Here is a 26,259-nt window from a genome sequence, read left to right on the forward strand (position 1 = left end):
GAGCAGCCATCGCATCCTCCTCAGGCTCCAAACCCAGGAATGAATCACGACCGAGATGCCGACGCTACCCCGCGTGAGTCCTGCTCAGCGAGGCTTGGTATAACGTCACAGATTATTTAATGACAAGGGGGTATCAATGTTCGAATGACCTTTCTTGAAACGGAGAAGGCGGACTATGCTCGGGGGATTGGGGCAGTTGTTGGCTGCGTTTGGAACGCAGAGATTGAATGTGTACGAATGGCTAGAAACAGATATCCGCAGTAAGCGCCTTCCGAATGGCCCAGTCTGGTTGGAATTTGCTCAACCGCGGCCAGACCTTCAGTTTACTGGCTGGCAACTTGCGCACGCAGTTGTAAAAGCAGATTATCTCATCCAGCGTAATTTTTTATTGCCGGGGATAGGGTTCCTTCTTCAGGTTGATCAGATCGTAAATTTCAAAGGAAAAGCAACCTTTAGTCTTTTCGCTGGAAGTGTAGATACCCTCAACGACTTCGTTCGTTCCAGTCTAAGTGGGCGGCTGGCCCAGGGCATGTCCCTCTTGTTTGCCCAGGAAAAAGGCTATTCCTTTGTTGGGCACTTGGCATCGGATCCAATCGTTTCAAATCATATCGCTTCTCTTCCTAAAAAATCGAAGAAAGCTGCTGACTTCATTTTTGAAACGATGAAAATGGAGCGGATGATTTTGGAGTCTAAAGGTTCCTTTTCACTGGCGAGTAATGATCCTACAAAAGTAAAGTCCGTTTTGAAGTCGGCTCTAGTCGATCAGGTTGATTATTGGATGGCCCGTATTGTCCCCGCGGCGACGAAGGGTTTCGCTGTATATAGCTGTTTTCGTGAGAGTGGGGCGGGTGATACCTCAACGTTAATTTATGTCGACCCACCTGCGCAGGTGGGATCAGAGCCTATAGATGTTCCCGAAGCTTGGGTACGAAGGCACAATTACGCGTCTTGGTTATACGTCATGGGGTTTGACCTAGCTGCGTCCAGCCTTCGTAGAAACGAATTGCGAGATGCAATTCCCATCACGCTACCTATCATTCAGATTGCCGGACGTCGCTTTGCGGTCTCCAGCCTCTTTCCGCAGGTAACATCAAAGCGCTGGCTATGCGTCGGATTGGATGTGCGTGCAATGAAGGCAATCGTTGAAGCCCTCGCTGGAAACGAAGGCAGCCTCTTGGAATATGGTAGAGAAGAATTAGAAGACAGTACGAGCGATCGACCTGCGCGCCAGGATTACAGCATTTTTCCAGACGGTTCATTTTTTGGATTATTTGATGAGGTCGATAATCTTGAATCGTTCGAAACGTTTAAGCTCTGATATCTTGCGTTGAGGTAGAAGGTCATATCTGGCCGCCCTCCCAAAACATTGCAGTATGGGTCAGACTACGGATACGAGATCAGGGACGGGATCGCTTCAGGCCAATCTAGCTTTTTTCTTTCAGACCTAGGATAGATCCTAAGACCTTAGAAGGTCCTTAGCTTTCCAAAATGAGGAGCTTTCATGTTGCCATCTGGAGTGTTCGTGTTGCAGGGTGATGAAGCCCTCGTCCCCATGCTGCCGGCGCACTTCGAGAAGGAGGTCGACTTCCAGAGGCTGCTCTCTAGGTTCCCATCCTTGCTGGTGGGCGACCAGATTGACCCTGAAAATCCGAGACGCTTCATCCTCGTGAAGCCAGAGCTTTCCATTGGCCATGAGCAGGAAACCGTTCGCTGGTCTCTTGACCATCTGTTCTTGGATCAGGATGGCGTACCGACCCTGGTTGAGGTCAAGCGACAGACGGATAGTCGCCTACGTCGCGAGGTCGTCGGTCAGATGCTCGACTATGCCTCAAATTTTCAGTCTTTCTGGAGTGCAGATAGGATCTCATCCACCTTCGAGGCCACCTGCCGTGAGGCAGGAACGGAAAGCGACGTTGTACTCGCTGAATTCCTGGGCACCGAAGTAACATCTGAATGGTTCTGGACTGCTGTAGATACGAACATTCGTGCGGGCAAGCTGCGGCTGTTGTTCGTGGCCGACCACATTCCCTCGGAGCTGCGACGCATCGTTGAGTTCCTGAACGAGCAGATGAGCCCGGCGGAGGTCCTGGCCCTCGAACTCCGACAATTCGCCGGTCAGGGACTTCGAACCATCGTGCCCGTTGTCTTCGGCCAAACCCGGGAAGCAGTCGGCCGCAAGGAGGCGGTCAAGGGAAGCCGCTGGACTGAGGAGCGCATTATGACAGCCTTCGGCGACAAGTTTCCCCCAGAAGTATGCTCGGTCGCAGCGGCGGTAATGGATTGGATGAGGGGCACCGGACTTCCGATCGTTTTTGGTACCGGTCGCGAAAATGGATCGGCTTACCCGCTCCTGAAGCCACAGGGCGTAGCGATCAATCCGGCTTATCTCTCAACAGAGGGCAAGATTTGGCTCCAGTTCAAGTCGCTGGAGGGCAAGCCAGTGTTCGGCGAAATGGATCGGCGGCGCGAGTTGCTACGACGTTTCGCCGAGATAGAAGGTACGGACTTAAAGGAGACATCGTTAAGCGGTTGGGCGGCAGTGCCGTTGGCCCGGGTGGCTGCCGACGTGAATGGGCCGGCCAAGCTAATTTCGGCCTTAGATTGGATGGTAGAGCAGGTGAAGGATACTCCGTGAAGAGGGTCGTCAGCTAGCCGTTCGAGGATCAAGGGGCTTCGACTTACGACCCAATATCTAATCACCCCAGGTTACCATGGGACCGACTGGAGGCGTGGCACTGCCAGCCCTTAACCGAACCATCAAATCTGCTTCCCTGGGAGAGGTCGGTCGTGCTCATGGCCGCCTCAGCCTTCAAGCCGGCGGCTGCATCTGCCGCGCCTCAAACGACCGGCCGGAATGCTGGTCGCTGTTCTGATTCTTGCGCCAAAATTCGAACAGGTCCAGACCTTGGTCGAGCTTTTCAAGGTGGGCGACCTGGGAGGTAGTGTCCTCCCGCATGGGTGCTTCCAGCCCCGCGACTGTAGAGGCGTTACCCTCCACAACGTAGTCGAAACGCTTCAAGGCGGACTGGAGCGGCGAGATGCTCATGTCGACGAACCGCAGCGTCGCGCCTGGGCTCATCGCTACCCGCACGATCTCGGAGCCAACGACTTCGTAATAGGCGGGATTTGGATCCACGTAGGGATGGAACAGGAGGTGGGCGGGCGCCGCGATCCCGCAAGGCACATGAAACGCCAATGTCGCCGTGCGGTCGGCCGTGAAGCTGCGGTAGACCGGAAGGTCCAATGCTTCCTCGTGTGACCTGTCCGACGTGGTCTGAAACGCGATCTGGCCCCCGGAACTCATCGCAATCCGGCGGAGGTCGTCCTCATCAATGATCTTTGGCAACGTCGTAAAATAGGTGTGCGAGACGTTGTCGAGCTTGGCCGTACCGGCCAGGTTGTACGGTCCGGACCAGAGTTCGCCGCTCGCTAGGATCTTGTCTACCGTTGGTTCGGTGGTGTGGTGAAAGACCTCGATGGTGAAATCGCCGTCTGGAAGCCGGGCACATCGTCCGGAGATGTGCGGCGCGAGGCGCGTGCTGGCCGGGCCGGTGTAGGTGCAGCGATATAGCTGCGCTCCATCCTCATAGGAGTGCACGTGTCCATCAGACTGGAAAGTGACTTCCAGGCGCACTGCGGTCTGGCCTCGTGGCGCGGCGACGTCCAAGCTGAGTTTCGCCTCATGAACCCGAGCGCTTGATCTGGATCGAGCCGGTAAACCGAATGCAAGACGTGGTGGTCCGAAGAAGCTCGGGACGAAAAAGCGGGTTCCCCCAAACCCGATGAGGACGTCCGGAAGTAAGTAGGACCGGCGGGGAGCGTGGCATAGACGGACCTTGATCCAGCCTTCGAATTTGGTTCCCTGTTGCCCGCCTACAATTGGGGAGTACCGGACCGGCGGACCTGCGAGGTTTCCCCAGAGGGGTCGGGTCGTGCTCATGGGAAACCGATTCCTCGTGATCGAGCCGAAGCGAGAGTTTCAGCACCGCTTCTCTATGGCTGATCCAGCCTCACGCAAAGGCCAAGGCCGCACCCGGTTCTGCATGCGCCCTGCAGGAAGGCGCGAGGACGCGAAACAGGAACGCCGCCCGATAATAGGGCGGCGTCCATCGTGGTTGCTCGTCCGCTTTCAGGAGGCGCCAGGGCTCCTGCGCGACATCGTTGGCTTCCCTCGACGGAGAGGCTGCCTCACCGAACGCCCAGTCAACGAACGCCTGTGGTTGCGCCGCACCCGCGGGAGAACGATAGACGTCGACAGGTCCTTTCGGGACTGCAGGGTCTCCTCGTGGGGATCCACAACCTCAACGGTGTCCCAGCCCTTGGCGACCTGATGACACCCCCAGCGGCGGCGGACCTTCTGCGCGGCCAGGGAAGGCTGCCGGTAAGCCATTCAAGGATAGAGCTCCTCGATCTGTAGGATGGTCAAAACAGCCCTTGCCAGGAGGCATTCAATCGGGCACTTCGGTGGTACACACGTTTCTTGGCGGATCGTGTAAGCCGTTGCTATCATAAGTTTTTATGGATCGGTCGCGAGAGTCCCCCCCTCTCCGCCACTCATGGGACTTAATCGGCTGTTATACCTCGCAAATTTGGAACGACTGGGGCGGTAGGCCCACGTTTTAACCCACATTTTGAATTTGCTTGTACTGGTTTGTACTCGATGATGACGGACTACCCAGCTTCTTACTCGAGCGCTGGGTGACCTGAAACATACGAAGCTCCGCCTGTAGTGGGTAATCTGCCAATCGAATCACGCTTGCTGTGGAGCAGGTACAATGCGGCCTGACTGCTGCGTCGATCGCTGCTTCTGGCTGGTGCGCAGACGGCATCACTCTCGGTCGGAGAACGCGGCTTTGTCGGAGGTGTCTGCCGCAATCTGCGGCGCTGACCCAGCCTCGGCCCAGAACCGCTCGGCTAGCGCCCCGTCGGCTTCCCCGGCTGCGCCGTGTCGGGATACGCTCGAACGCCAGAGCCAGAGCCAGCGCCACAGCCGAAGGTAGCCGGTCGCGCTCTTCGGGCTAGTTGACTCTGAGCGAGGCCGAAAACAGGTTCCATAGGTCACCGCACGGCTATGCCGATCGTGACTGCATCTCATCTGCAGTTCGATTGCACGTTCAGTGTCTTGAGCCGGATTGTGGAAGGGGCACAGGAGGCGGGCGGGTGGCTCTCGCAGCAGATCTTCACAGCCGGAGCTCCGTCTCCTACTGGCAGTGCCGTATGCTGACAAAATTCGGCTTGGCGACCAGCGCGAAATAGCTACAGCTCAACTTGAGAACGCGCGAGCCGATTAGTGCGCGCTTACCCGCTGCCCACTAGATGCGACCGCCGCCATCTCGTTCATGACGAACACGCTGAATGCCATCACGAAGGAGCAGCTTGCGACCCTGTTCCAGAAGGACTTCCTCGGTCACGAAGCAAAGCTCGGCCGTGCCGTGGCCCTGTGCATCCTGGCGACGCACTGCATCATGCCCTGCGCGCAAGGTGCGCGCGTGACGTGGGACTCTCGCACTCAAACGAAAGCCGTCTCCCAATATGAAGCTTGAAGAAATTAAGTCTGGGCTGAGCCTATCCGGAATCGAGCCGTCCCAGATCGTAACGGCCGTTGCAGTCCTCCCCCTCGGAGAAAGCTCCGTCCAGCTCATTTACCGGACGCCGGACGGCGTGATGAGGGAACGGCTTCTAAACAGGGGAGACGAGCCTTCGGTCGATGTCGCCACGGCCGAACGCCCTTTTTCCTTCGACGGTGACGGCGCGGCGTTCCAGCTAGCTTGTGAGGCGAAGCGCATTGACCTCGCCTTCTTGTTCGATCCTATGATGGCAGTCCACAGCTCGAACGTAGAGCCACTGCCTCATCAAATCACCGCCGTCTATGAGGCGCTGTTGCCCCGGCAGCCCTTGCGATTCGTCTTGGCTGATGATCCAGGTGCGGGCAAGACAATCATGGCTGGCCTCTACATCCGCGAACTCATTATGCGTGCGGATTCGCATCGCATTCTGATCGTCGCGCCCGGCAGCCTTGTTGAGCAATGGCGGGACGAACTTTACGAAAAATTCGGATTGGAATTTTACATTTATTCTTCGGTCATGGACCAAACTTCGCCGAGCGGCAACCCGTTCGACGACTATCCGCGACTTATTGTCAGGCTCGACCAGCTCTCTCGAAACGAGGAGCTTCAGGAAAAGCTCTGCGCCCCCGGCTGGGATCTCGCTGTCTTCGACGAAGCACACAAACTTTCAGCTCATTACTTCGGTTCTAAACTTGAAAAAACCGGCCGCTTCCGCTTCGCCGAGAAGCTGGGCGCGCATGTCCGACACCTTTTGCTGATGACGGCGACGCCTCACAACGGCAAGGAAGAGGACTTCCAGCTCTTCCTTTCCTTGCTCGATTCCGACCGCTTCTACGGCAAGTTCCGTGACGGCGTTCACAAGGTCGATGCGTCCGACCTCATGCGTCGCATGGTGAAGGAGGAGCTAATCAAATTCGACGGTACACCGCTTTTTCCAGAGCGCAGGGCGTACACGGTTAACTACGAACTTTCCCGCATCGAAGCAGCCTTGTACGAGGCCGTCACCAACTATGTTCAGACGGAAATGGGCAAGGCGGACCAACTCGAAGGTGCGCGCAAAGGTTCGGTCGGTTTCGCCCTCACCGCGCTCCAAAGGCGGCTTGCCTCAAGCCCCGAAGCGATCTTCCAATCTCTGAAGCGCCGTCGCGAGCGGCTAGGGAACCGGTTGCGCGACCAGAAGCTCGGCATAAAGGGCCGGCATGCTCACGTCGAGACCTATGCCGCCGCACCGGAGGACGAAGACGACCTCAGCGCGGGGGATCAGGAGTCGCTGGAAGAAAACCTGATTGACGACGCGACCGCCGCAAAGACTTCCGCTGAGCTGGAAGCTGAGATTATTATCCTGAAAGGACTGGAGGAACAGGCGAAGGCCGTCGTCGCCTCCGGGCAGGATCGAAAATGGGATGAGCTATCCAGAATACTTCAGAACAATCCCGCAATGCGCGACGCCTCCGGCCGTCAGCGCAAGATCATTATTTTCTCAGAGCATCGCGATACCCTTAACTATCTTCAAGCGCGGATTGCAGGCGTGCTCGGTAATCCTGATGCCATCGTGACTATTCATGGCGGCACTCATCGGGACGAGCGCCGCCGTCTACAGACGCTCTTCCGCTCCGACCAGGATGTCCGCGTGCTGGTAGCAACTGATGCTGCGGGCGAAGGCGTTAACCTTCAAAGCGCGAACCTCATGGTCAATTATGACCTGCCTTGGAACCCAAATCGCTTAGAGCAAAGGTTTGGCCGCATCCACCGCATAGGGCAGACCGAGGTCTGCCACCTATGGAATCTCGTCGCAAAAGAAACCCGCGAGGGTGATGTTTATCACCGTCTACTTCTCAAGCTAGAGGTTGAAAGCCAAGCGTTGCATGGGCGTGTGTTCGACATTCTCGGCGAAGTCTTCGAGGAAACCAGCTTGAAGCAACTGCTAGTCGAAGCGATCCGCTACGGTGATCGCCCGGATGTCCGCGCTCGTCTCACCCAAAAGATCGACAAAGCGCTCGATCAGGACCATCTGAAGTCCCTCCTGAACCGCAACGCGCTGGCTCAGGAGACCATGAGTCCTGAGCGCCTGTTTGCAGTGAAGGAGGAAATGGACAGGGCGCAGGCCCGGCGGCTTCAACCCTACTTCGTCCGGGCCTTCTTCTCTAAGGCCCTCAACGCGCTCGGCGGCACGGCGCATCAGCGCGAAGCTGACCGGTATGAAATAAGCCATGTTCCATCGGCAATCCGGGATCGTGATCGCCGCCTCACCGGCCGGAACCGTCGCGACCATGAGCCCGTCTTGCGGCGCTACAGCCGCATTTGCTTTGAACGTCAGGCCATCCAACCGCTTGATAAGGCAGGGCTAGAGCGCGCCGTTCTCATGCACCCCGGCCATCCGCTTATGCTCGCCATGTCAGATATGATCATGCAACAGCACACCAACCTTCTCCGGCAGGGTTCAATCCTGGTTGATCCGTCCGATGAAGGGCTCGATCCGGCGCTGCTGTACCTGCTGACACATGAGATCAAGTCCGGCGACAACACCGTGCTGTCCAAGCGCCTGCAATTTGTGAGGGTCGGCCCGAACGGGCAGGCGAGCTTCGCCGGATGGGCACCTCACCTCGACCTTGAGCCTTTGCCGGAGACCGATCGCTCCTCCCTCAAGGACGTGCTCGACGCGCTTTGGCTGTCCTCCGGCCAGGAGGCGCGTGCCTTGTCCCTCGCTGCTACGACGCTGGTACCGGAGCACTATGGCGAGGTCGCGCAGCGGCGTATCGACCACGTGGAGAAGACCTTGAACGCCGTCCATGAGCGGCTGAGCAAGGAAATCGCATTCTGGCAGGACCGTTGGATGAAGCTGAAGGACGACGCTGATGCCGGAAGAGATGTGCGGCTCAACCTCCAGAACGTTGAGCGCACGCTTGGTGAACTTCAGAGCCGCTTAGATACTCGGAAGAAAGAGCTCCAGGCCATGCGCCATGTTGTGAACGGGACGCCGGTCGTGCTGGGCGCAGCCCTCATTGTGCCAGCGGGCTTGATGAACAAGCTGCGCGGCGACGAGCCCATTGATCCGGTGGCGGCCACCTTCGCGGCCGACGCTGCGGCACGCTCGCGCATCGAGTATCTTGCCATGTCCGCCGTCCGGCAGGCTGAGGAAGCGCGCGGCTGCCGCGTCATCGATGTTTCAGCTGCAAAGTGTGGCTGGGATTTGACTTCCTATCCTCCACCTGTCGATGGCAAGCAGCCCAATCCCAGGCACATCGAGGTTAAGGGCCGAGTTAAAGGTGCAAGTACAATCACGATCACCCGCAACGAAATGCTTTACGCTTTCAATCAGGGCGACAAGTTCGTGCTGGCGATCGTCATAGTCGGCGAAGACGACGCCGTTGATGGTCCGCACTATATTCTCAGCCCGTTCGATCGCGAACCGGGGTGGGGGGTCGCATCAATCAACTTTCATATGAGCGATCTGCTCGCCAAAGCAGCGGCTTAATGATCGCGATGCGCCTCAATGAGCTATCGCTGACGAATTTTCGCTGCTTCGCCCATTGCAACATCACGTTCCACGATCGGCTGACTGTGTTGATCGCGGAGAACGGCAACGGCAAGACCGCCGTACTCGACGCCGCTGGAGCTGCGCTCTCGGTTCTTGTTAACGCAATCTATCCGCCGGAGAGGGTCCGGCGCATTGAGCGGAGCGACGTTCGCCTGATCCCCGGTCTTGAGCGCGGGATGTCCCCTAGCCTGCCAACTGGATATGAAGCGCAAGCTACCGTTCGGGACACAGCCGTTACCTGGAGCAGTGCGGTCAAGTCTTATGCGAAGCGGGTCAGCCCTAGCTGGCAACACCTCGCCTCCATGAAGGACGCGGCAAGGCAGTTTCAATCTAACGACGCAGTCCTGCCGCTCATCGCATATTACGGGACAGGTCGCCTTTGGAGCGAACAGCGGCAGACCGAGTATCGTCGTTCCTCCATTGCCAATGTGGAGGAGCGCGTCACCGGCTATACCGAATGCCTCACGTCTTCATCATCGTTCAAGGGCATTTCAGCATGGTTTGAGCATCGCTTTAGGCAGACGGCATCACCCTCATTCCGGGAGAGCCTCCAAGCCAATCTTGCGATGATCGAAGGCGTGAAGTCTGCCACCGACACGGTTCTACAACCGACTGGCTGGTCAAGCCTCCGTTGGGATAGCGAGCTTCATACCTTGATGGCCAAGCACGAGACACGAGGCGAGCTGCCGGTGTCCATGCTGAGCGATGGTGTCCGCACCATGCTTGCGCTTGTAGCCGATGTGGCGAGACGCTGCGCCAGCCTCAATCCGCAACTGAGCGATCGGGCGGCGATCGACACCCCCGGCGTCCTCATAGTGGATGAGGTGGATATGCACCTGCATCCACGTTGGCAGCAGCAAGTGCTTGGCTCGCTGCAAAGCGCCTTCCCGGCGCTACAAATTATTGCCAGCACGCACAGCCCGCATGTGCTTTCAACGGTCGAAAAGTCGTCGATCCGCGTCCTCCATATCACCGACGGTGTGTCGATGATTGAGACACCAATGATTCAGACCAGAGGCGTCGAGAGCGCAGATGTCCTGGCAACCGTGATGGACGTAGACCCGGTTCCACAGATTGAGGAATCGGCCGCCCTGAGCGCCTATGGCAAGCTCATCGAGGCGGGCGAAGCCGAAGGGAAGGAAGCATCCGCCTTGCGGCAACGCCTGATCGAGCATTATGGGGAAAGCCATTCGGTCATGCTGGAGGCCGATCGCCTTATCCGCTTCCAACGGTTCCGCCTCGTTAAAAGTAGGCCGGACGGCACTTGACATGCGGAAACTCGATCGCGCCACCTGCCCAGCGCCTGCTTGCCTTGGCACTTACACACACGGGGCGCATACATGGGGTGATGTGTCTTCCGATCACAAAAGGGAAATCAGAGCGCAGCTTATAGCTATGCAAGGCCATTGCTGCGCTTATTGCGAAGGTGATGTAGTATCTCTCGGTCAGCACATAGAACATTTCCGACGGAAAAGCCTACATCCTGCACTCTCCTTTGATTGGAAAAATCTTTTTTCGTCATGTGATCAGAGGAGTTCGTGCGGCCATTTCAAGGATCGTGGTGCAGAGGCATACGACATTTCTGACCTAATAAATCCATGCGATGAGGATCCCGACACCTTTTTTATCTTTCGCGCCGATGGGACAATCAGCATCCGCAAGGGATTATCTCTACTTGATCAACGACGAGCGGCCGAGACGCTGCGGGTATTTTCGCTTGATGCCAAGTGGGGCCGCCTTCGCGCAATGCGGAAGGCGGCCGTATCTGGGTACCTAGACGACGCGGATGCCGCCTTCAACGAAGGTTGGTCACTCGATGAAATTCGAGCTTTCTTTCAAATGGAGCTGGAGATCGCGCAAGATCTGCCGTTCTGCACCGCAATCAGGCATGTACTGACGGAAAGAGAATGAAAATGACGGCTACCGTCAGGATTCCAAAGAAGTTGATTGAAGTTGCGTTGCCGCTGGACGCGATCAATGAGGCATGCGCTTACGAAAAAATGCCTGGAATTGGTGCTCACCCGCGCGGTCTTCATCTGTGGTGGGCGCGACGGCCGTTGGCCGCTGCTCGGGCCGTGCTTTTTGGTCAACTGGTCAATGATCCGTCTTGGAAATGGGAATTGAGCAATCCCGACAAGATTCCGCCAAGCAACTTAAAGGCTAGTTGGGCAGCCAGCCGCAAAAGGCTTTTCTCAATCATTGTGGAACTCATAAAGTGGGAAAATACGAGAAACCATTCCGTATTCGAGAAAGCGACGCTTGAGATATTCAAATCATGGCGAGAGACGTGCGAGTTAAATAAGGATCATCCACAAGCTAGAGAGCTATTTGACCCCGAAGTGCTTCCTGCTTTCCACGATCCATTCGCTGGTGGCGGTGCGCTACCACTTGAAGCTCAGCGTCTGGGCCTTGAAGCCTACGCCTCCGATCTCAACCCCGTTGCTGTTCTGATTAACAAAGCAATGATTGAGATCCCGGCCAAATTTGCGGGATGTCCGCCGGTAAACTCAGAAATACGCAGCGATAGAGATCTGTTGGGCCGGGAGTGGAAAGGGCCGCAAGGGCTGGCTGAAGACGTGCGCTTCTATGGCCGATGGATTCGAGACGAAGCTAGAAGACGCATCGGTCATCTGTATCCGACTGCCGCGATCACCGCTGAGCTGGCTGAAGGACGTTCCGATCTCAAGCCCCTCGTCGGCCAGAAACTTACAGTAATAGCGTGGATGTGGGCAAGAACGGTGAAAAGCCCTAATCCTGCTTTCCGCCATGTCGACGTCCCGCTTGCGTCTACATTCGTCCTGTCCAGTAAAGATGGCAAGCAATCGTACGTCGAACCCGTCATCGAGGGCGATAGCTACCGCTTCGTTGTTCGGACGGGCACGCCTCCAGTGGAGATCAAGGCGGGTACAAAACTCACGCGAGGCAACTTTCGATGCCTGCTCTCCGGCGCCCCAATCAGTGCAGAATATGCAAGAGCCGAGGCTCAGGCAGGACGCATGGGAATACGCTTACTGGCGGTGATAGCTGAGGGCATGCGTGGTCGGGCCTATCTGTCGCCGACGGCAATGCATGAATCTGTGGCCCTATCCGCTGAGCCGCCTTGGAAGCCTGATGTCGAGTTTTTCCAGGGCGCTTTAGGTTTCCGTGTTGGCAATTACGGAATGAGAAAATGGAGCGATCTATTCACTAGCAGGCAGCTCGTTGCCCTTACAACTCTCAGCGATCTGGTAAAAGAAGTGGCGGATAAGATTCAGGCTGATGCCATTGCTGCCGGTGTCTCCGGCCGATCTGGCCACCTTGAAGCTGGCGGCTCGGGGCCGCTAGCATATGCAAATGCAGTAGTAGTTTACTTATCTTTCGCAATCAGCCGCTTGGCAGATTTTGGTTGTGCCCTTGCGACTTGGAAGCCTTCCGGGCAACAAGTCATGCACTTATTCACACGCCAAGCAATACCGATGACGTGGGATTTTCCGGAGTCCAATTTTCTCGGAAATTCCTCCATCTGTTGGGATAATGCTGTCAAATACGCACACGAAGCATTGATTGCTGGATCGGTTGTAGAGCCACGCATGCATGGCGCTGCTCTCCAGGCAAATGCAATGAACCAGGAGATATCAAATAATAAAGTCGTATCTACCGATCCCCCTTATTACGACAACGTCGGATATGCGGATCTTTCAGATTTCTTTTATGTCTGGCTGCGTGCAACGTGCCGGGACATCTACCCAAATCTGTTTGCGACATTGACGACGCCAAAATCCGATGAACTTGTAGCAACCCCTGAGCGACACGGTGGCCAAATCAAAGCGGAGCATTTCTTTTTGAAGGGAATGACTCAAGCTATGCGCCAGCTCGCCGAGCAAGCGCATCCTGCATTCCCATTGACCATCTATTATGCGTTCAAGCAATCCGAGACTGATGATGCAGCAGGTACGTCAAGTACAGGCTGGGATACGTTTCTCGAAGCCGTTATGCGCGCTGGATTTGCGATCACTGGCACCTGGCCGATGCGAAGCGAACAAGAATATCGTATGCGCGGCATGGGCTCAAATGCCCTTGCTTCAAGTATTATACTTGTATGCCAACGTCGATCTGAAGATGCTGTCTCTGTATCGCGTCGCGTTTTCTTGAGAGAGCTGAATCAAACTCTCCCTCAAGCCTTGGACGAGATGACGAAAGGATCGGGGGAGGATCGTTCACCTGTCGCCCCGGTAGACCTCTCCCAAGCGATTATTGGCCCGGGCATGGCGGTGTTCTCAAAATACGCCTCAGTTCTCGAGGCGGATGGAACGCCAATGACAGTGCGGACAGCCCTACAACTTATCAATCGCTTTATCGCCGAAGATGATTTCGATCACGACACGCAATTTTGTCTTCACTGGTTCGAACAAAACGGGTGGAAAGAGGGGCGGTTCGGTGAGGCTGACACGCTTGCCCGTGCCAAGGGGACGAGCGTTGACGGCGTAAAGCAGTCGGGTGTCCTCTTTGCTACCGGTGGTGTTGTCCGGCTTCTGAAATGGGCTGAATACCCGTCTGATTGGAATCCGCTCGGCGATGATCGTCTGCCGGTGTGGGAAGCCCTTCATCATCTCATCCGCATCTTCAAAGCCGATGGTGAGAGTGGCGCTGGCAAGGTGCTTGCAGCCGTCTTGGCCAAAGCCGAGGCGACACGGCAGCTTTCCTATCGACTCTATACGCTCTGTGAGCGGGCGGGCTGGGCCGAGGACGCTCGTGCCTATAATGAGATCATAACGAGCTGGAGCGCTATTGAGATGGCCGCCGCAGCGGCGTCGAAGGCGCATCAAGGCGACCTATTTGGATGAAGGAACGTCCGACGATGAAGCCTTGGCGAGAAGTGGCCATACCCCATCAGGATGTGCTCGAGGGCACGTTCCAGCAATCCGAGTTTGCAGCCGACATCACGGCGGTCAACACTGGGAAAGCCAGCCGCGAGTATCAGGATGCCAGTGCGTTCTACGACCGGACGTTCATCACCGAAGGCATGGCGCTCCTACTGACGCAGGTTGCTCAGCGCCTCTCCGGCCAGGGCGGTGAGCCGGTGGTGCAGCTTCAGACTGCCTTCGGCGGTGGTAAGACGCATACTATGCTTGCCGTTTATCACCTTGCCACCCGCAAATGCGCGCTGTCCGACCTCGCTGGCATCTCGGCGCTGGTTGACCGAGCCGGCTTGATGGAGGTGCCGCAGGCCCGCGTCGCGGTGCTGGATGGCACCGCGCACGCGCCGGGCCAACCGTGGAAACGTGGGAGCCAAACGATCAAGACCCTATGGGGTGAGATTGCATGGCAGCTTGGTGGTGCGGAGGCGTTCGCGCTTGTAGCCGAGGCCGACGCTACTGGCACCTCCCCCGGCAAGGACGTGCTGCGCGAACTTCTGGAGTGCTACTCCCCATGTGTCGTGCTGATTGATGAGCTGGTAGCCTATATCCGCCAGTTCGCTGAGTCGCAGGCGATTAGCGGCGGCAGCTACGACTCCAATCTTTCCTTCGTGCAGGCTCTCACCGAAGCCGTAAAGCTGGTACCGCGCGCCATCGTGCTCGCATCGTTGCCTGAGTCCGACCTTGAGGCGGGCAGTCAGCGCGGTGTCGGAGCGTTGCGCGCCCTCGAAAAGACTTTCGGGCGCGTACAGGCGCTTTGGAAGCCGGTGGCGACTGAGGAAGCCTTCGAGATAGTACGCCGCCGGCTTTTCGAGCCGGTGCACGACGAGAAGACCCTGGAGGCTGTGTGTCGCGCCTTCGCTAACGCCTATGTCGCCGAGGGTGTGAAGCTTCCAGCCGACACACAAGAACGGCACTACTACGACCGACTCGTGCACGCCTATCCGATTCATCCGGAGGTATTCGACCGTCTCTATGAAGACTGGACAACCATCGACGGGTTTCAACGGACGCGCGGCGTCCTGAAACTTATGGCGAAAATCATTTACCGGCTGTGGAAGGACGAAAACAAGGACCTGCTTATCATGCCGGGCAGCCTGCCGCTTCATGACGGCAGCAGCCGAAATGAATTGACCTACTACCTGCCCGCAGGCTGGGATGCAGTTATCGAGCGCGACATCGACGGTGATCGCGCCGAGACAACCGCTTTGGAGAGCAAGGAGCCACGCTTCGGTCAAGTTGGCGCGGCTCGCCGTATTGCACGCACCGTCTTTCTCGGCAGCGCCCCGTCCTCGGTCGCCTCGAAGGTGACCGCGCGCGGCCTCGACCGCGCGCGTATCATTCTCGGCTGCCTTCAGCCGGGGCAGACCGCGTCCGTCTATGCCGACGCGCTCGGCCGGCTCGCCGATCGGCTTCACTACCTTAACGCCTCCGGTGACAAGGGACAGGATGCAACCCGCTTTTGGTTCGATACCCGCGCCAATTTGCGGCGTGAGATGGAAGATCGGAAGCGCCGCTTTGACGACCGGACAGAGGTGCGAAGCAAGATCGCGGAAGTCCTGAAAAAGACGGTCGGCAATTCTACCTTCTTCGACGGTGTGCATGTCTTCGTTCCGCATGGCGATGTCCCGGACGACACCGCCTTGCGCCTGATCGTCCTTCCACCTGAGACTTGGTACGCCCGTGAGGAGCATAAGCTCGCTTTCGAAGCGGTGCTTGAGATCATAAGCAAGAATGGCGCGAAGCCGCGTTATCGCAGTAATCGGCTTATCTTTCTTGCCCCAGATCACGGAATTATGTCCCGACTCAATGACGCGGCGCGCGTAACACTCGCTTGGGATTCGATTATAGAGGACGTCAAAGAGGGGCGGCTCAACATCGATCTCTTGCAGAAGAACCAAGCAGAAAAGGAACTGAGGAGCACCGAAGAATCTCTGCCGCGCATTGTTCGCGAATGCTACAAATGGCTGCTTTGCCCAATGCAGGATGCGGCGACCGATCCAAAACCCACCGTCGAGGCTTTCGCCCTGAGCACGAGTGGCGGCTCCGTCAGCAGTGAGATTGAGCGGGTATGCTCCGACAATGAGTTGTTTATCACCACTTGGTCCCCGATCCACCTCCGCGCCAAGCTCAAAGAATTTTACTGGAAAAATGGGCAGAACGTCGCAAGATCGACCGAATTTTTTGAGGACACTCTGCGCTATCTCTATATGCCGCGCCTCAAATCACGGGATGTTCTTGCGCAGGCGATCCGCGTCGGAGTAGCTAGCAAGGACTTTTTCGGCATTGCCTACGGTCAGACTGATGGGAAGTTCGAGGGCTTTGCCTTTGGCGGTGGCAATGTCGTTTTCGACGACGCATTGCTTTTGATCGAGCCCCAAGCGGCTCAAGCCTATGAAGACGCAAATCGACAAGCACAGCCTCCGGCTTCTAAGGCTTCTCCCACGATCTTTGGCGGTGTGGCGGAGGTGCCGAGTGCCGATGTTCCCGAGCGCGTAAGCGTATCGCTTGGGCCGGTGCCGATCGCGCCTCCGTCGGCTACTGCAAAGGCGAAAGCCTTCTACGGTTCGGCTGAGGTTCCATCCGCGACCGCAAAGATCCGTCTTGTGCAGATCGCCGAGGAAATAATATCTGTCCTTGTGTCCGACCCTAATGCGACCGTGCGCGTTGTAGTGGAAATTTCGGCGGAGTTTCCAGGCGGGGTGGGCGATGGCATGAAACGCGCTATTTTGGAAAACGCTAGCAGTCTTGGCCTAAAATTAGCCTCTTGGGAATGAGAGCGCATTGTACATCTGCGCACCGCATGCTAGTTACGAAGATATGTCTTCTGGCGGTACTGTGGATTTCTTAAGCCGCGCGAGCAAATACTGGTCACGGCGGGGTATACCCCCGCGTGACGTCACTCCTCGGGGTCGGCAGGCGTCACATCGAGGTTGACAGGACTATTCGGCGTTACGCTACTCACCCTGGGCCTAAACCCTGAGGTGAAAAAATGGCCCGTATCGGTTATGCCCGCGTCAGCACCCTCGACCAGGATCTCGATACCCAACTCACCCGCCTCAAAGCCGAAGGGTGCGGCATTGTTCGCGCCGAAAAGGTTTCGGGGGGGGCGCGCCAGGGTCGAACTGAGCTGGCGACTGTGATGGAGTTCCTGCGCCCGGGCGACGAACTGGTGGTCACTCGCCTTGATCGGCTCGGTCGTGACACCCGCGATGTGCTCAACCTGATTCACGAGGCCGAGCAGCGCGGGGCCTTCGTCACCGTGCTCGACCCACATGTCTCGACGCGCGGTGAGATGGGCCACTTGGTGCTCACCGTCCTCGGCATGGTGGCGCAGATGGAACGGCGCTTCATCAAGGAACGCCAGCGCGAGGGCATCGAGCGGGCAAAGACGACCGGCGTCTACGCAGGCGGCAAGCGCCGCCTCGACCGCGAAAGGGTCAAGACTATGCATATGGCCGGCAGTGGCCCGGCAGCCATTGCACAAGCGCTTGGCTGTTCGCGTATGCAGGTTTACCGCGTGCTGAGAGAGAACTGACAAGCGAGCATTGCAAAACGATCCGTAGGCTGGGGGTCTGTTCGCATGCCCGTGGACTGAACTCCTTGAAACCGACCAGTCGCTCGAAACGGCATGCTTGACGGTTTCGTATACAGATGGGCTTTGTAGCTCGCGATATTCAGCACTTCTGACTTCCGAATTATGCACTCAAAAGAACAAACCTATATTGATATCGTTGAAATAGTTCATTTCGTCGAATTTAATAACAACCGCTCTGTCTGCCCATCTACGATTTTCATTGTAGATGCTTGAGGCGTTCCTGCTCCGCCATCGAATCTGTGAACAGACGTTCCAATTGCCGTCAACTTGCAATAGATTCTTACCCCGTTTCCAACTAGGTTTGATTCTGGTGGCGGAGTGCAGGATCTATGAAACCTTTTACGCGAACGATCATCGAACTTTTTAAGGGTGAGAGGCGGTATTTAATTCCTCTGTACCAAAGGCAATATGCTTGGAAGGTTACGCCTCAGCTAGATTTGTTATGGGGAGACATTCGACGCATTGCGGCTCGGCTTCACAGCGGTGGAGAAGCGCAAGCACCGCATTTCATGGGCGCGATTGTCATTTCTAAGATAAGCACCTTCGGCAAGCAAGTTCAGTCGTTTGAAGTCATAGACGGGCAGCAACGACTTACAACGCTACAGCTTCTACTAGCCGCATTACGCGATGTCTCGTCGGCACTGCTGCCGGAATTTGCAGAGAAAATATCTCCTTACCTGTTCAACTTCGACGTCATGGAAACGCCCGACATTGAGAGGTTCAAGCTATGGCCATCGCAAGTTGATCGTCCTTACTTCCTCTCGCTTGTTGATCAATCTTTAAAGGGAGCGCTTCTGACAACTGCGAAATCAGATGGCGGCACCGCAGTCCAACGATCGGTTGCCGCATACGAGTTCTTTCGGCAAAAGATTCAGGAACATGTCTGTCCAGGAGGCAAATTCGACGCACTCTTGCTCGAGCAGTTATTTGAGACGCTCCGATCTGGGCTAGCGGTTGTTTCGATCGAACTCGAAGGCGGGGACGAGGCGCAGACCATCTTCGAGACTTTGAACAGCCGAGGTGTCGATCTGTCCTCCGGAGACCTCCTACGTAACTTTATCTTTCAGCGCGCCAAAGGCATGGGGCAGAGCGGCGGCTTGCTGAACATCGACGTGCTATACGAAAAATACTGGTTGCCGCTTGATGGTTGGTTCTGGCGGGAAGAAGAGACGCGCGGCCGACTAACGAAGCCCCGTTTAGACTGGATGCTAGTTGATCATCTCACTATGCGGCTTGCAAAGCTCATTTCAGCGGATGACCTGTTTGACAGATATCGTGAGTGGATCCTTGAAAACGGTCCATTTCCGTCAGTCGAAGCGGAATTACAGTCCGTTCAGAGCACCTCCAAGATAGCCCGACGGATTGCGGAGCAGTCAGTAGACGATCCACTCGGTCGCTTCGGTAAATTCTCGAAAGCATTCGATGTATCGACAGCGATACCGTTAATATTATATCTAACAACAGAGGTTGATCTAGGCGTACATTTACCAGAAGCACTCACGCTGATCGAATCATACATCGTTCGCCGTGACATTTGCGGTCTGACAACGGCGAATTACAATCGTTTCTTCGCGGAGCTGATGATAGCTCGCCTTCGGGATGCCCCCATAGTCGACGTGAAAACGCTGCATGAAGCTCTTTCAGCGAGCGATGCGGCTACCATGGTGTTTCCAAGCGATGCCGATTGGCAGGAAGCATGGCTTGGCCACGATCAGTACAAATCGAGCCGCCAGCCGAAGCTTCGCTATCTATTCGAGGCCATCGAGCATCGTAAACGCGCTGACGACGATGAGCTTGTAGCCATCAAGAGCGATCTCACTCTCGAACATATAATGCCGCAGGGATGGCACCAGAATTGGCCTGTTCCAGGTTTTGACCATGTGCCTGCCGGAGAACTAGATTTAGAAAGGCTAACCCGTGAAACTGCCCGAGCTGAAGCGGTTAATAAGCTCGGAAACTTGACGCTACTGACACGTAAGCTCAACTCCAAAATTTCAAACGGAGCCTTCGCTACGAAGATGCCGGAGGTGCGAGCACAAACAGCGCTGACATTGAATCGCGAACTCCACAATTATGATTTTTGGAATGAGGATACGATACTGCAGCGCGGCGTCAATTTGTTCAACACGGCAGTCAAAATTTGGCCCGCGCCGGTTTCTATGGCAAGTAAGCAAGGGCAGGAACCGTCCTGAGTCAGTTGAGCAATGTTGAGTTAAGCCTCATCTCGTCAACTTAGCGTGGGTGCGCAGCCTGCAGTCCCAGCTCAACGCCGCGCGTCGCCCTTCGGCTGCCCGAGCTGGATCTACAACAATTGCAACCGGGTGGAGCGCCAATGGGCTAGGCTCAAGGAATGGCGCGTAATCGCTATCCGCTACGAGAAGACGGCAGTCAGCTTCAGGGGTGTCCTTTGTCTCTCCGCAACCCTCGACTGACTTAAGCGAATGCAGGCCCTACCGGCAGCGCACCCACTTGGACGCCTGCCCTCGCTGACCCAGCTCAAAGCCGTCGAGTGTAAGTCGGTAAGTGCTCGACTGGAAGATTTCGGGCACGGTGGCATCGTCGATGCGGTGCGTGCCGTCGATCTCCCATACCCCACGCCCCAGCGCCCTGACCGCGTTGATGCGTTGCGTGAACTCGAACTCCCGTGACCCGACGCGACTTTCGGCCGAGATCTCCATCCAGGAATGATCGTCGTAGTCGGGCTTGTTGCGGTTGGGGTCGGCGCAGGCCCGCCTGTTGTCGAACCATCGGCCCTGAAGTTCGCGCGGGAACTCAGCACCGCTGGCGCGATAGATAATGCTCGCTGTTGCTTCCGGATTAACTCCGGGACAGAGGGCGTTGAAAGCTGTACCAACGGCTGCCTCAGCGGACCTGGTCGAGCCGTCGAGCCAATCCGCGGTCGCGAGATCGCGGAAGAGCCAACGCCGGCTCGGATCGATATGGTTGTCTGGGGCCATATCGCTGGGGCGCTCGCGTAACTCGTACTGCCGGCCCTCAAGCAAGATACGTTTGGCGTAGCAGTTAGCTTTAATGGTCTGTGCTGTGGCGGACTCGCCAAGGCAGGTTCGGAAAGCATTGGCATCATCCTCGCCCCAGAAGTCCTTGCAATACGTCAGACGCTCCCTTTGTCCCGCCCGGAACGTGCCCGATGCTTGGTCGGTGCCTTGTGCAGCGAGCTTAATCGCCGTGAGAGAGGGAGATTTCGCAACGCTTATAAGGAAGTCGGAGAGCTGCTGAGTATACCGGACGGGAGGATTATAGGCGACGACTTTGAAGGCACTCGCACTCGCCCACCCGGCTTTCAGCACGGGATGCTCAACCTCGATGAGCTTGCGGGCATCGTCTACGGCTGGCAGCGCCTTTGGCTTCAATAGGGTACCTGGGACTAGCACCCGACAATCCGGCGTCTCCATCATTCCAGCCCGGCGCATTTCACCGGCCGGAAGACTCATTACCTGTTCGTGAGCGGTGCGGCTTGAGCAGAACAAGGTGCCGACGGTGATGATGCACCAGTCGCCGGGCCGGCACCAACCTCGTGTTGTCGGCGTCGGGTATGGCTTCATGTCGAGGCCAATGAGTTCACTGCGCATTAGGTAGTAGCGTGTCGGCACGAACGGTGAACCCCCAACCATGTTCATTAGCACGACCGTGTTATCTTCAGCCGGTGCTACTTCGGCTGCGACGTTGCTGCTAATTCGGAGACACCCCTCCGCTCGCTTCGCCTCCGTCGTGGATCGGTCTAGTCCGCTCGGCTGTGGGCAGGTCCAAGCCAACGCACCTGGCCGAACGGCGCAGAACCCAGGGGTAATGCAAACGGTGAATGCTGCTTGATCGGCTGGTACGAACACGCCGACCGGCAGGTAACCGACGTGCTGGCCCTTCTCTGTAGCGTAGACGACGTTTGAGGTCTTAGTCGCCTCGATCCTGAGGGGATGGCCGGCGGCGACGATCTCGCAGGTGCCCGCCCGAACCGCCGCGAGTCCTACCTGCCACCCTGCGTCCGGGCCGGCGCCGGCTATGCGCGCGGCGTCATCGAGGTTGCAGGCGAAGGTCGGCTGCGCGAGCCGGCAATCACCTGCTTCACGGCAGTCTGATGACGATGAAGCAGTCAGAGGCTGGGACTGCGTTGCAGCGTTCGGCGCAGCAAGGCTTGGCGGCAAAGACGAAGGTGCAGCTTGTACCAGGGGCGGCGACGTGTTGCGGTCGCGTTCGGGAGAAGGAGTGGCTGGCTTGCGCGAGGGCGGTTGCGAGCGCGACACCATGGGTGGCGGATCATCTGCCGGAAGCCTCTTCAATGTAAAGCCTTGGCTGGGTTGAGCAGCAGGATCGTTGTTCAGGCTGCCATCCTGGTCCATCCGAGCAATCGTATCGGCTGCGCTGCCGGGCGCGGGGAGCTGCGGCGGGCGTGCCTCGGCCTCGCCTGATATGCTTCGGCCTGCCCCACTGAGGAGCCGACTGAGTTCCTCAACAACAGCGTTGTCGAGATCGACCGAGCCGAAGGCTACGGGCAGGGTGTAGCCGACTGCGGTGCCGTAGGTGGCACAATCTGACTTGGCTCCAAGAAGACGTGCTCGATTGCGTAAGCCGGCAAGCGCCTCCTCGCCCGATGGTTTGATTTGCTCCCATTCGGCCGGACGGCGGCGGGTTAGGATGGCATCAATTTTGGCGAGGGCGTCGCCAACCCCGGCTGAATAGACGCATCGAGCCTTGCTTTTCTCGAAAGCTGCAATCGCCAGAGCGCTGGTTCTAAGCGGGTCGCTTTGCGCCTGCGCGAGCGCCGAGCTTCGTTCAGCGGCGAGAAGAATCAGAGTGAGTGTGAGTACGGCGGTACAGATGGCGTAGCTCAATCGAACACGTGATGCGTCGAGCAATGTGGCACCCCTACAGATGATCATCAGAATGCATAATGCGGGACTGTTGGTCCGTCGATTGCCAGGCCGTGCTTCGGGCCTTCTCGCGCCATGGAAGCGCGGGCGATCATCGGCTGGAATCTGCGGGTGCTGCGGGTTGCACGCGGGCTGTCCCAGGAGCGGCTCGCGCTCGCGGCCGGCATCGACCGGGCCTATGTCGGCCGGGTCGAACGCGGCTCGGAGAACGTGACCATCACTACTCTCGAAGCGATGGCGATGGCGCTCGCCGTGCCGGTAGCCGCCCTGCTGACCGCGCCGGAGGCGGGCGCAGCTCCGCCTCCGGCGCTGCGGGCGGGCCGACGCGCGAAGAATGAGCGTTCGTCGACCTCGGAGGGGTGAGCAGTGCGGGCCAAGGCCCACACCACTGTCTTGATAGCCGCGCGGCGAACTTCGGCCAGTGTCGAACTGCTGGCCGGCACGGCAACCCGCCCGCCGGAAGAGCTCCGGCGGAAAGCATCGTTAAGGTCGCATACCCGTGCCAGTGCAGTCAGGGCGCGGGCGTCGGACATTGCGCTTAGGCCAACCCAACAGCCGCCTCGGGGGGGAGCAGGCCCAAAGCCCCACGCGGCCGCACGAACTCCGGCAGATCCGAGTAGCCCGCCCATTGCAGAACGAAGCTGTCAGGCGTTTTGGTCGCGAGCACTTTGGCGGCGTAGTAGCCCTCGTCGCCTTCGTCGCCCTGAGCCAAGACGAAACTGCCGAGTCCAACCTCCGAAAGGCTAGCGGGAGCTTTCGCACCGGCTCGCGTTGCAGGTGGGTCGCCAGCGCCCGCTCCGCCCCCGCCGCGCCCCTGACCCGCCCCAGGCGCGCCTCCACCGTCAGCGGGCTTGGTGTGGGCCTTCATGGGCATCGGCTTGTCGGCCGTACCAGTCGCGGCCAGCAGGCGCTCGTACAAGCTGGTCTTCACGAACGGTACGAAGCCCTTCCCGCTCGAAAATAAACGTCCGGCAGGCAAGCAGGTGGCGAGGTCGCGCAGCGCATCTGTGTCGGCGGCGGCGAAGCGGAAACCCATGAGCCGGGCAGCCGCTTCGGCTTCATCCGTCATATCACCAGCGAACTTCGAAGAATGGGGGCGACCCTTTTCGTCGCGACCGTACAGGATGATGGCCGGGGGCGGGGTGAGACCGATTGAAGGCAACGTCAGCAGGCCGGGCGGCAAGGTTGGGGCTGCGTTGGCGAGGGTGATGTCAGTGCGCAAGGAAAACCTCCGGAAACGAAGAGGGCGGCCCACACTGGCCGACCTAAGAAGTTGGTGGTGATGCAAGGGGACCAACTGAGACCGAGGCAGCAACGTAGCGGATGGGGCTTGCAGTTGCGTACAGTTCGAGCTCATGGGGCTTTTCGCGGGCTTAGGCCGCAGTTTGCGGAATGCCGAGCATAAAGGATAAAATTCCTATTTGCAAGCGTTTCTTTTCGCTCGCGTTTTGGATTTCTCCCCCGGGACGCTATTCAGTACTGTTAGCGGCGCATGTTCTGTTCAGGCTGGCGAGTGCAGCGACATGAGCGGCGTACTTAGACGGTGGAATGGTTTCGGATAGGTCAAATCATCCCGAAACGAAACGAAACGAAACGAAACGAAGGCAATGGTTATGACTAAACTTTATAAGCAAACTGATTCGGGTCTTGTCGCTATTTCCCCCGGCAAACTTACGTCCGAAGATCTGATTGAGGGCTGGGTCGCTGCAAACCCTGGCCTCCTCGGCCTTGATGTCCTCGTCATCGGACGGCAGGTCATCACGGACCACAATGGACGCATCGATCTCCTCGGCATCGATGGCGATGGCAACCTCGCGGTAGTGGAACTAAAGCGGGGGCTCACTCCGCGCGAGATTGTGGCACAAGTTCTGGACTACGCGAGTTGGGTCGCGGCTCTTTCAACCTCAGACGTACATGCCCTCGCCCTGAAGTACCTAAAGCGTCCACTCGAACTCGCCTTTGCCGAACGCTTCGGCGATGCAGTACCGGAACGTCTGAACGCCTCGCATACGATGGTGATCGTTGCCAGCGCGCTCGATCCCTCGTCCCAGCGGATCGTCCGATACCTATCTCAGGTGCATGGCGTCGGCATCAACACCGCCTTCTTCACCATTTTTGAGCACTGTGGTGAGAGGCTCCTCACAACCGACTGGCTGCTGGACCAGGAAGAGGTTGTCGCACGCACTGAGAGCAAGGTCAGAGCACCGTGGCAGGGCCTCTGGTACGTGAATGTCGGTCAGTCCGAACATCGCAACTGGCAGGATATGCAACGCTACGGCTTCGTGGCCGCAGGCGGTGGGACGCGGTGGTCAGGTCCCCTCACGAATCTGGCTCCTGGTCTTCCGATTGCCGCATACCAGAAGGGGGCGGGCTACGTAGGCTACGGCATCGTTACGGCCGGACCGGTGATGGCACGCGACTTCGTCACGGAAACAGGTCCCCTACTCGAACAAGAACTCGTGGAACCCGGCTTAAGTCGTGACCTGGACGATCCTGAGCGCGCAGAATACGTTGTAGCGGTGGACTGGCAAAGGACGTTCTCCGTTCCCGAGGCGCGCTCCTTCCCAGGTGCATTTGCAAACCAGCACGTCGTCTGCCGGTTGCGCGATCCTGCTACGGTGGAGTTCCTGCAGCAACAGTTTGGCTTTGCGCTTCCGAATGCTGCTCTCTGAGCACGGATAGGCTATTTTGCGAGGTGAGAAAGCTTCTGTATCACCGCGCTGTCGAGTATTATTCGGCGATTATCCTTGCCCGACTGCCGCTGGTTGACTGCTAGCTGCACGTCTAACCCCAGCGCTGCTTTTCGCGGGACGCGAAAACGAGCGCATCAACGTCGCTGCGCGTAAGATTGCTGCCTCTCCCAGGCATGAAAAGGCCCAAGCGCTTCGTTGCAGATCGCGTGAGCGAGGTCGGTGCCCTCGCGATTGCCAAAAAGCAGATTATTCAGCAGCCGTTCGCCGATGATGTCGAGTAAGCGAATGCGCTGACCAGTTCGCAGCCAGTCCTTCTGAGTGTGCCAACCCGGCTGCTTCACTTCGCCGGTGCTCGGATTCCTCCAGGGCCGTTTGAAATATTCGACGCGATATAGCTTCTGTGGGGCCTTCAGCGCGTAGAGAAACTGGCGGGCGACGTCATCCTCAGGCACCGCCTGCACATGCACCGAGGCAAGCCCCTCTCGCATGCTGCGATGCCGGGCACGGAGAGGCGCAAGCGCTGCCGTGAGTTCCCACTGATGTGCTCCCCAGGCAAGCAGGTGGCAGTGCCAGCTAATCCAATCGCCCCAGCAACGGCCGGCTGGACTCCAGCGGTGGTAGAGGGCGGCTTCAATTATACCGATAAAGGGCACATCTCCCATGCCCTGCCGCGCAATCTGCTGAAGCTCGCGAACATTGAAGCGGGCTGCCGGTCCGATAGTCCGGCGGAACGCTTTCACTTCCCGAGTCACAGGCCCAACGTCACCAACAGGCAGTGCGCACACGGCGGGAGTGATGGTGACGAAGCACACCGGTCCAATCTGAATGCCCTCGTGCGCAAGCACGTGCTCAACCGCGATCTCAGCGAAGGCGATGCGCGCCTCGACGTTGTTAGCTGGCAGCCAGAAGGCATGTTCCGGCCGCAACGTATCGAGCACAAAAGGGCTGCCGGGCGAAACAGCATGGTCATCCCGGGGACGAGCGATGTAGTTGCCCATCTTAATGTCAGCCCATCGGTGAACGTCGTTGAAAGTCTGAAAGTCAACGATGTTTGGGGGAGTGGTACTGCCCGGCCAGGGGTG

The 26,259-nt window shown here is 57.7% G+C and carries 16 protein-coding genes and 1 pseudogene; 13 read left to right on the top strand and 4 right to left on the bottom strand.

The features are described from left to right. Nucleotides 1-175: 175 nt before the first annotated feature. Complete coding sequence (locus ASG63_RS25250; protein ID WP_156394167.1) at nucleotides 176-1,318, top strand: hypothetical protein; 1,143 nt, start codon at nucleotides 176-178, stop codon at nucleotides 1,316-1,318. Between the two features lie 183 nt (nucleotides 1,319-1,501). Beyond that, nucleotides 1,502-2,635, top strand: coding sequence for a hypothetical protein (locus ASG63_RS11555; protein ID WP_156394168.1), 1,134 nt, complete (start codon nucleotides 1,502-1,504; stop codon nucleotides 2,633-2,635). Nucleotides 2,636-2,809: 174 nt separating this feature from the next. On the opposite strand, the gene ASG63_RS11560 is transcribed toward ASG63_RS11555, so the two are convergent. After that, nucleotides 2,810-3,667, bottom strand: coding sequence for a hypothetical protein (locus ASG63_RS11560; RefSeq protein ID WP_056216196.1), 858 nt, complete (start codon nucleotides 3,665-3,667; stop codon nucleotides 2,810-2,812). Nucleotides 3,668-5,339: 1,672 nt separating this feature from the next. On the opposite strand from ASG63_RS11560, the gene ASG63_RS11565 reads away from it, so the two are divergent. From ASG63_RS11565 to ASG63_RS24175, 9 genes and pseudogenes are all read left to right on the top strand, one after another. Continuing rightward, nucleotides 5,340-5,543: a hypothetical protein gene (locus ASG63_RS11565; protein WP_056216198.1), complete on the top strand. Its 204-nt coding sequence runs from the start codon at nucleotides 5,340-5,342 to the stop codon at nucleotides 5,541-5,543. Beyond that, entirely contained in the window at nucleotides 5,533-9,042 is a 3,510-nt protein-coding gene (locus tag ASG63_RS11570; protein ID WP_056216200.1) for a helicase-related protein, read from the top strand. The genes ASG63_RS11565 and ASG63_RS11570 overlap by 11 nt, the downstream gene beginning before the upstream one ends. Further along, nucleotides 9,042-10,373, top strand: a complete 1,332-nt coding sequence (locus tag ASG63_RS11575) for an AAA family ATPase (protein ID WP_056216202.1) — start codon at nucleotides 9,042-9,044, stop codon at nucleotides 10,371-10,373. The genes ASG63_RS11570 and ASG63_RS11575 overlap by 1 nt, the downstream gene beginning before the upstream one ends. A 1-nt stretch (nucleotide 10,374) precedes the next feature. After that, nucleotides 10,375-11,016 carry a retron system putative HNH endonuclease gene (locus tag ASG63_RS24160; RefSeq protein ID WP_082559273.1) on the top strand — a complete coding sequence of 214 codons (642 nt, stop codon included), beginning with the start codon at nucleotides 10,375-10,377 and terminating at the stop codon, nucleotides 11,014-11,016. A gap of 2 nt (nucleotides 11,017-11,018) precedes the next feature. Continuing rightward, nucleotides 11,019-13,928, top strand: a complete 2,910-nt coding sequence (locus ASG63_RS24165; protein WP_082559282.1) for a DUF1156 domain-containing protein — start codon at nucleotides 11,019-11,021, stop codon at nucleotides 13,926-13,928. Continuing rightward, a complete protein-coding gene (locus ASG63_RS11585; RefSeq protein WP_244479882.1) occupies nucleotides 13,925-16,777 on the top strand; it encodes an ATP-binding protein in 2,853 nt (950 codons plus the stop codon). Before ASG63_RS24165 ends, ASG63_RS11585 begins: the two co-directional genes overlap by 4 nt. 215 nt (nucleotides 16,778-16,992) lie before the next feature. Beyond that, on the top strand, nucleotides 16,993-17,538 hold the full coding sequence (locus ASG63_RS11590; protein ID WP_056216209.1) for a recombinase family protein: 546 nt from the start codon (nucleotides 16,993-16,995) through the stop codon (nucleotides 17,536-17,538). A 389-nt stretch (nucleotides 17,539-17,927) separates the two neighbouring features. Beyond that, nucleotides 17,928-19,790 carry a DUF262 domain-containing protein gene (locus ASG63_RS24170; RefSeq protein ID WP_082559274.1) on the top strand — a complete coding sequence of 621 codons (1,863 nt, stop codon included), beginning with the start codon at nucleotides 17,928-17,930 and terminating at the stop codon, nucleotides 19,788-19,790. A 48-nt stretch (nucleotides 19,791-19,838) separates the two neighbouring features. After that, nucleotides 19,839-20,030, top strand: a pseudogene (locus ASG63_RS24175) (transposase); the annotation flags it as partial. A gap of 18 nt (nucleotides 20,031-20,048) precedes the next feature. On the opposite strand, the gene ASG63_RS25255 reads toward ASG63_RS24175, so the two are convergent. Then, nucleotides 20,049-22,445 (bottom strand): hypothetical protein, encoded by a 2,397-nt coding sequence (locus ASG63_RS25255; protein ID WP_156394169.1) that lies wholly within the window; start codon nucleotides 22,443-22,445, stop codon nucleotides 20,049-20,051. A 114-nt stretch (nucleotides 22,446-22,559) separates the two neighbouring features. Here ASG63_RS25255 and ASG63_RS11600 point away from each other — a divergent pair, with 114 nt between their 5' ends. Then, entirely contained in the window at nucleotides 22,560-22,847 is a 288-nt protein-coding gene (locus tag ASG63_RS11600; protein ID WP_056216212.1) for a helix-turn-helix domain-containing protein, read from the top strand. 175 nt (nucleotides 22,848-23,022) lie between these two features. Here the strand turns inward: ASG63_RS11600 and ASG63_RS11605 are convergent, their stop codons facing one another. Continuing rightward, nucleotides 23,023-23,706, bottom strand: coding sequence for a hypothetical protein (locus ASG63_RS11605; RefSeq protein WP_056216213.1), 684 nt, complete (start codon nucleotides 23,704-23,706; stop codon nucleotides 23,023-23,025). A 391-nt stretch (nucleotides 23,707-24,097) separates the two neighbouring features. Here ASG63_RS11605 and ASG63_RS11610 point away from each other — a divergent pair, with 391 nt between their 5' ends. Continuing rightward, nucleotides 24,098-25,156, top strand: coding sequence for a hypothetical protein (locus tag ASG63_RS11610; RefSeq protein WP_056216345.1), 1,059 nt, complete (start codon nucleotides 24,098-24,100; stop codon nucleotides 25,154-25,156). A gap of 155 nt (nucleotides 25,157-25,311) precedes the next feature. Here ASG63_RS11610 and ASG63_RS25260 read toward each other — a convergent pair whose 3' ends face one another. Further along, nucleotides 25,312-26,175 (bottom strand): hypothetical protein, encoded by an 864-nt coding sequence (locus ASG63_RS25260; RefSeq protein ID WP_156394170.1) that lies wholly within the window; start codon nucleotides 26,173-26,175, stop codon nucleotides 25,312-25,314. Between the last annotated feature and the right edge of the window lie 84 nt (nucleotides 26,176-26,259).

This window comes from Methylobacterium sp. Leaf94 (assembly GCF_001426045.1).
In the GTDB taxonomy this organism is placed as follows: Bacteria; Pseudomonadota; Alphaproteobacteria; order Rhizobiales; family Beijerinckiaceae; genus Methylobacterium.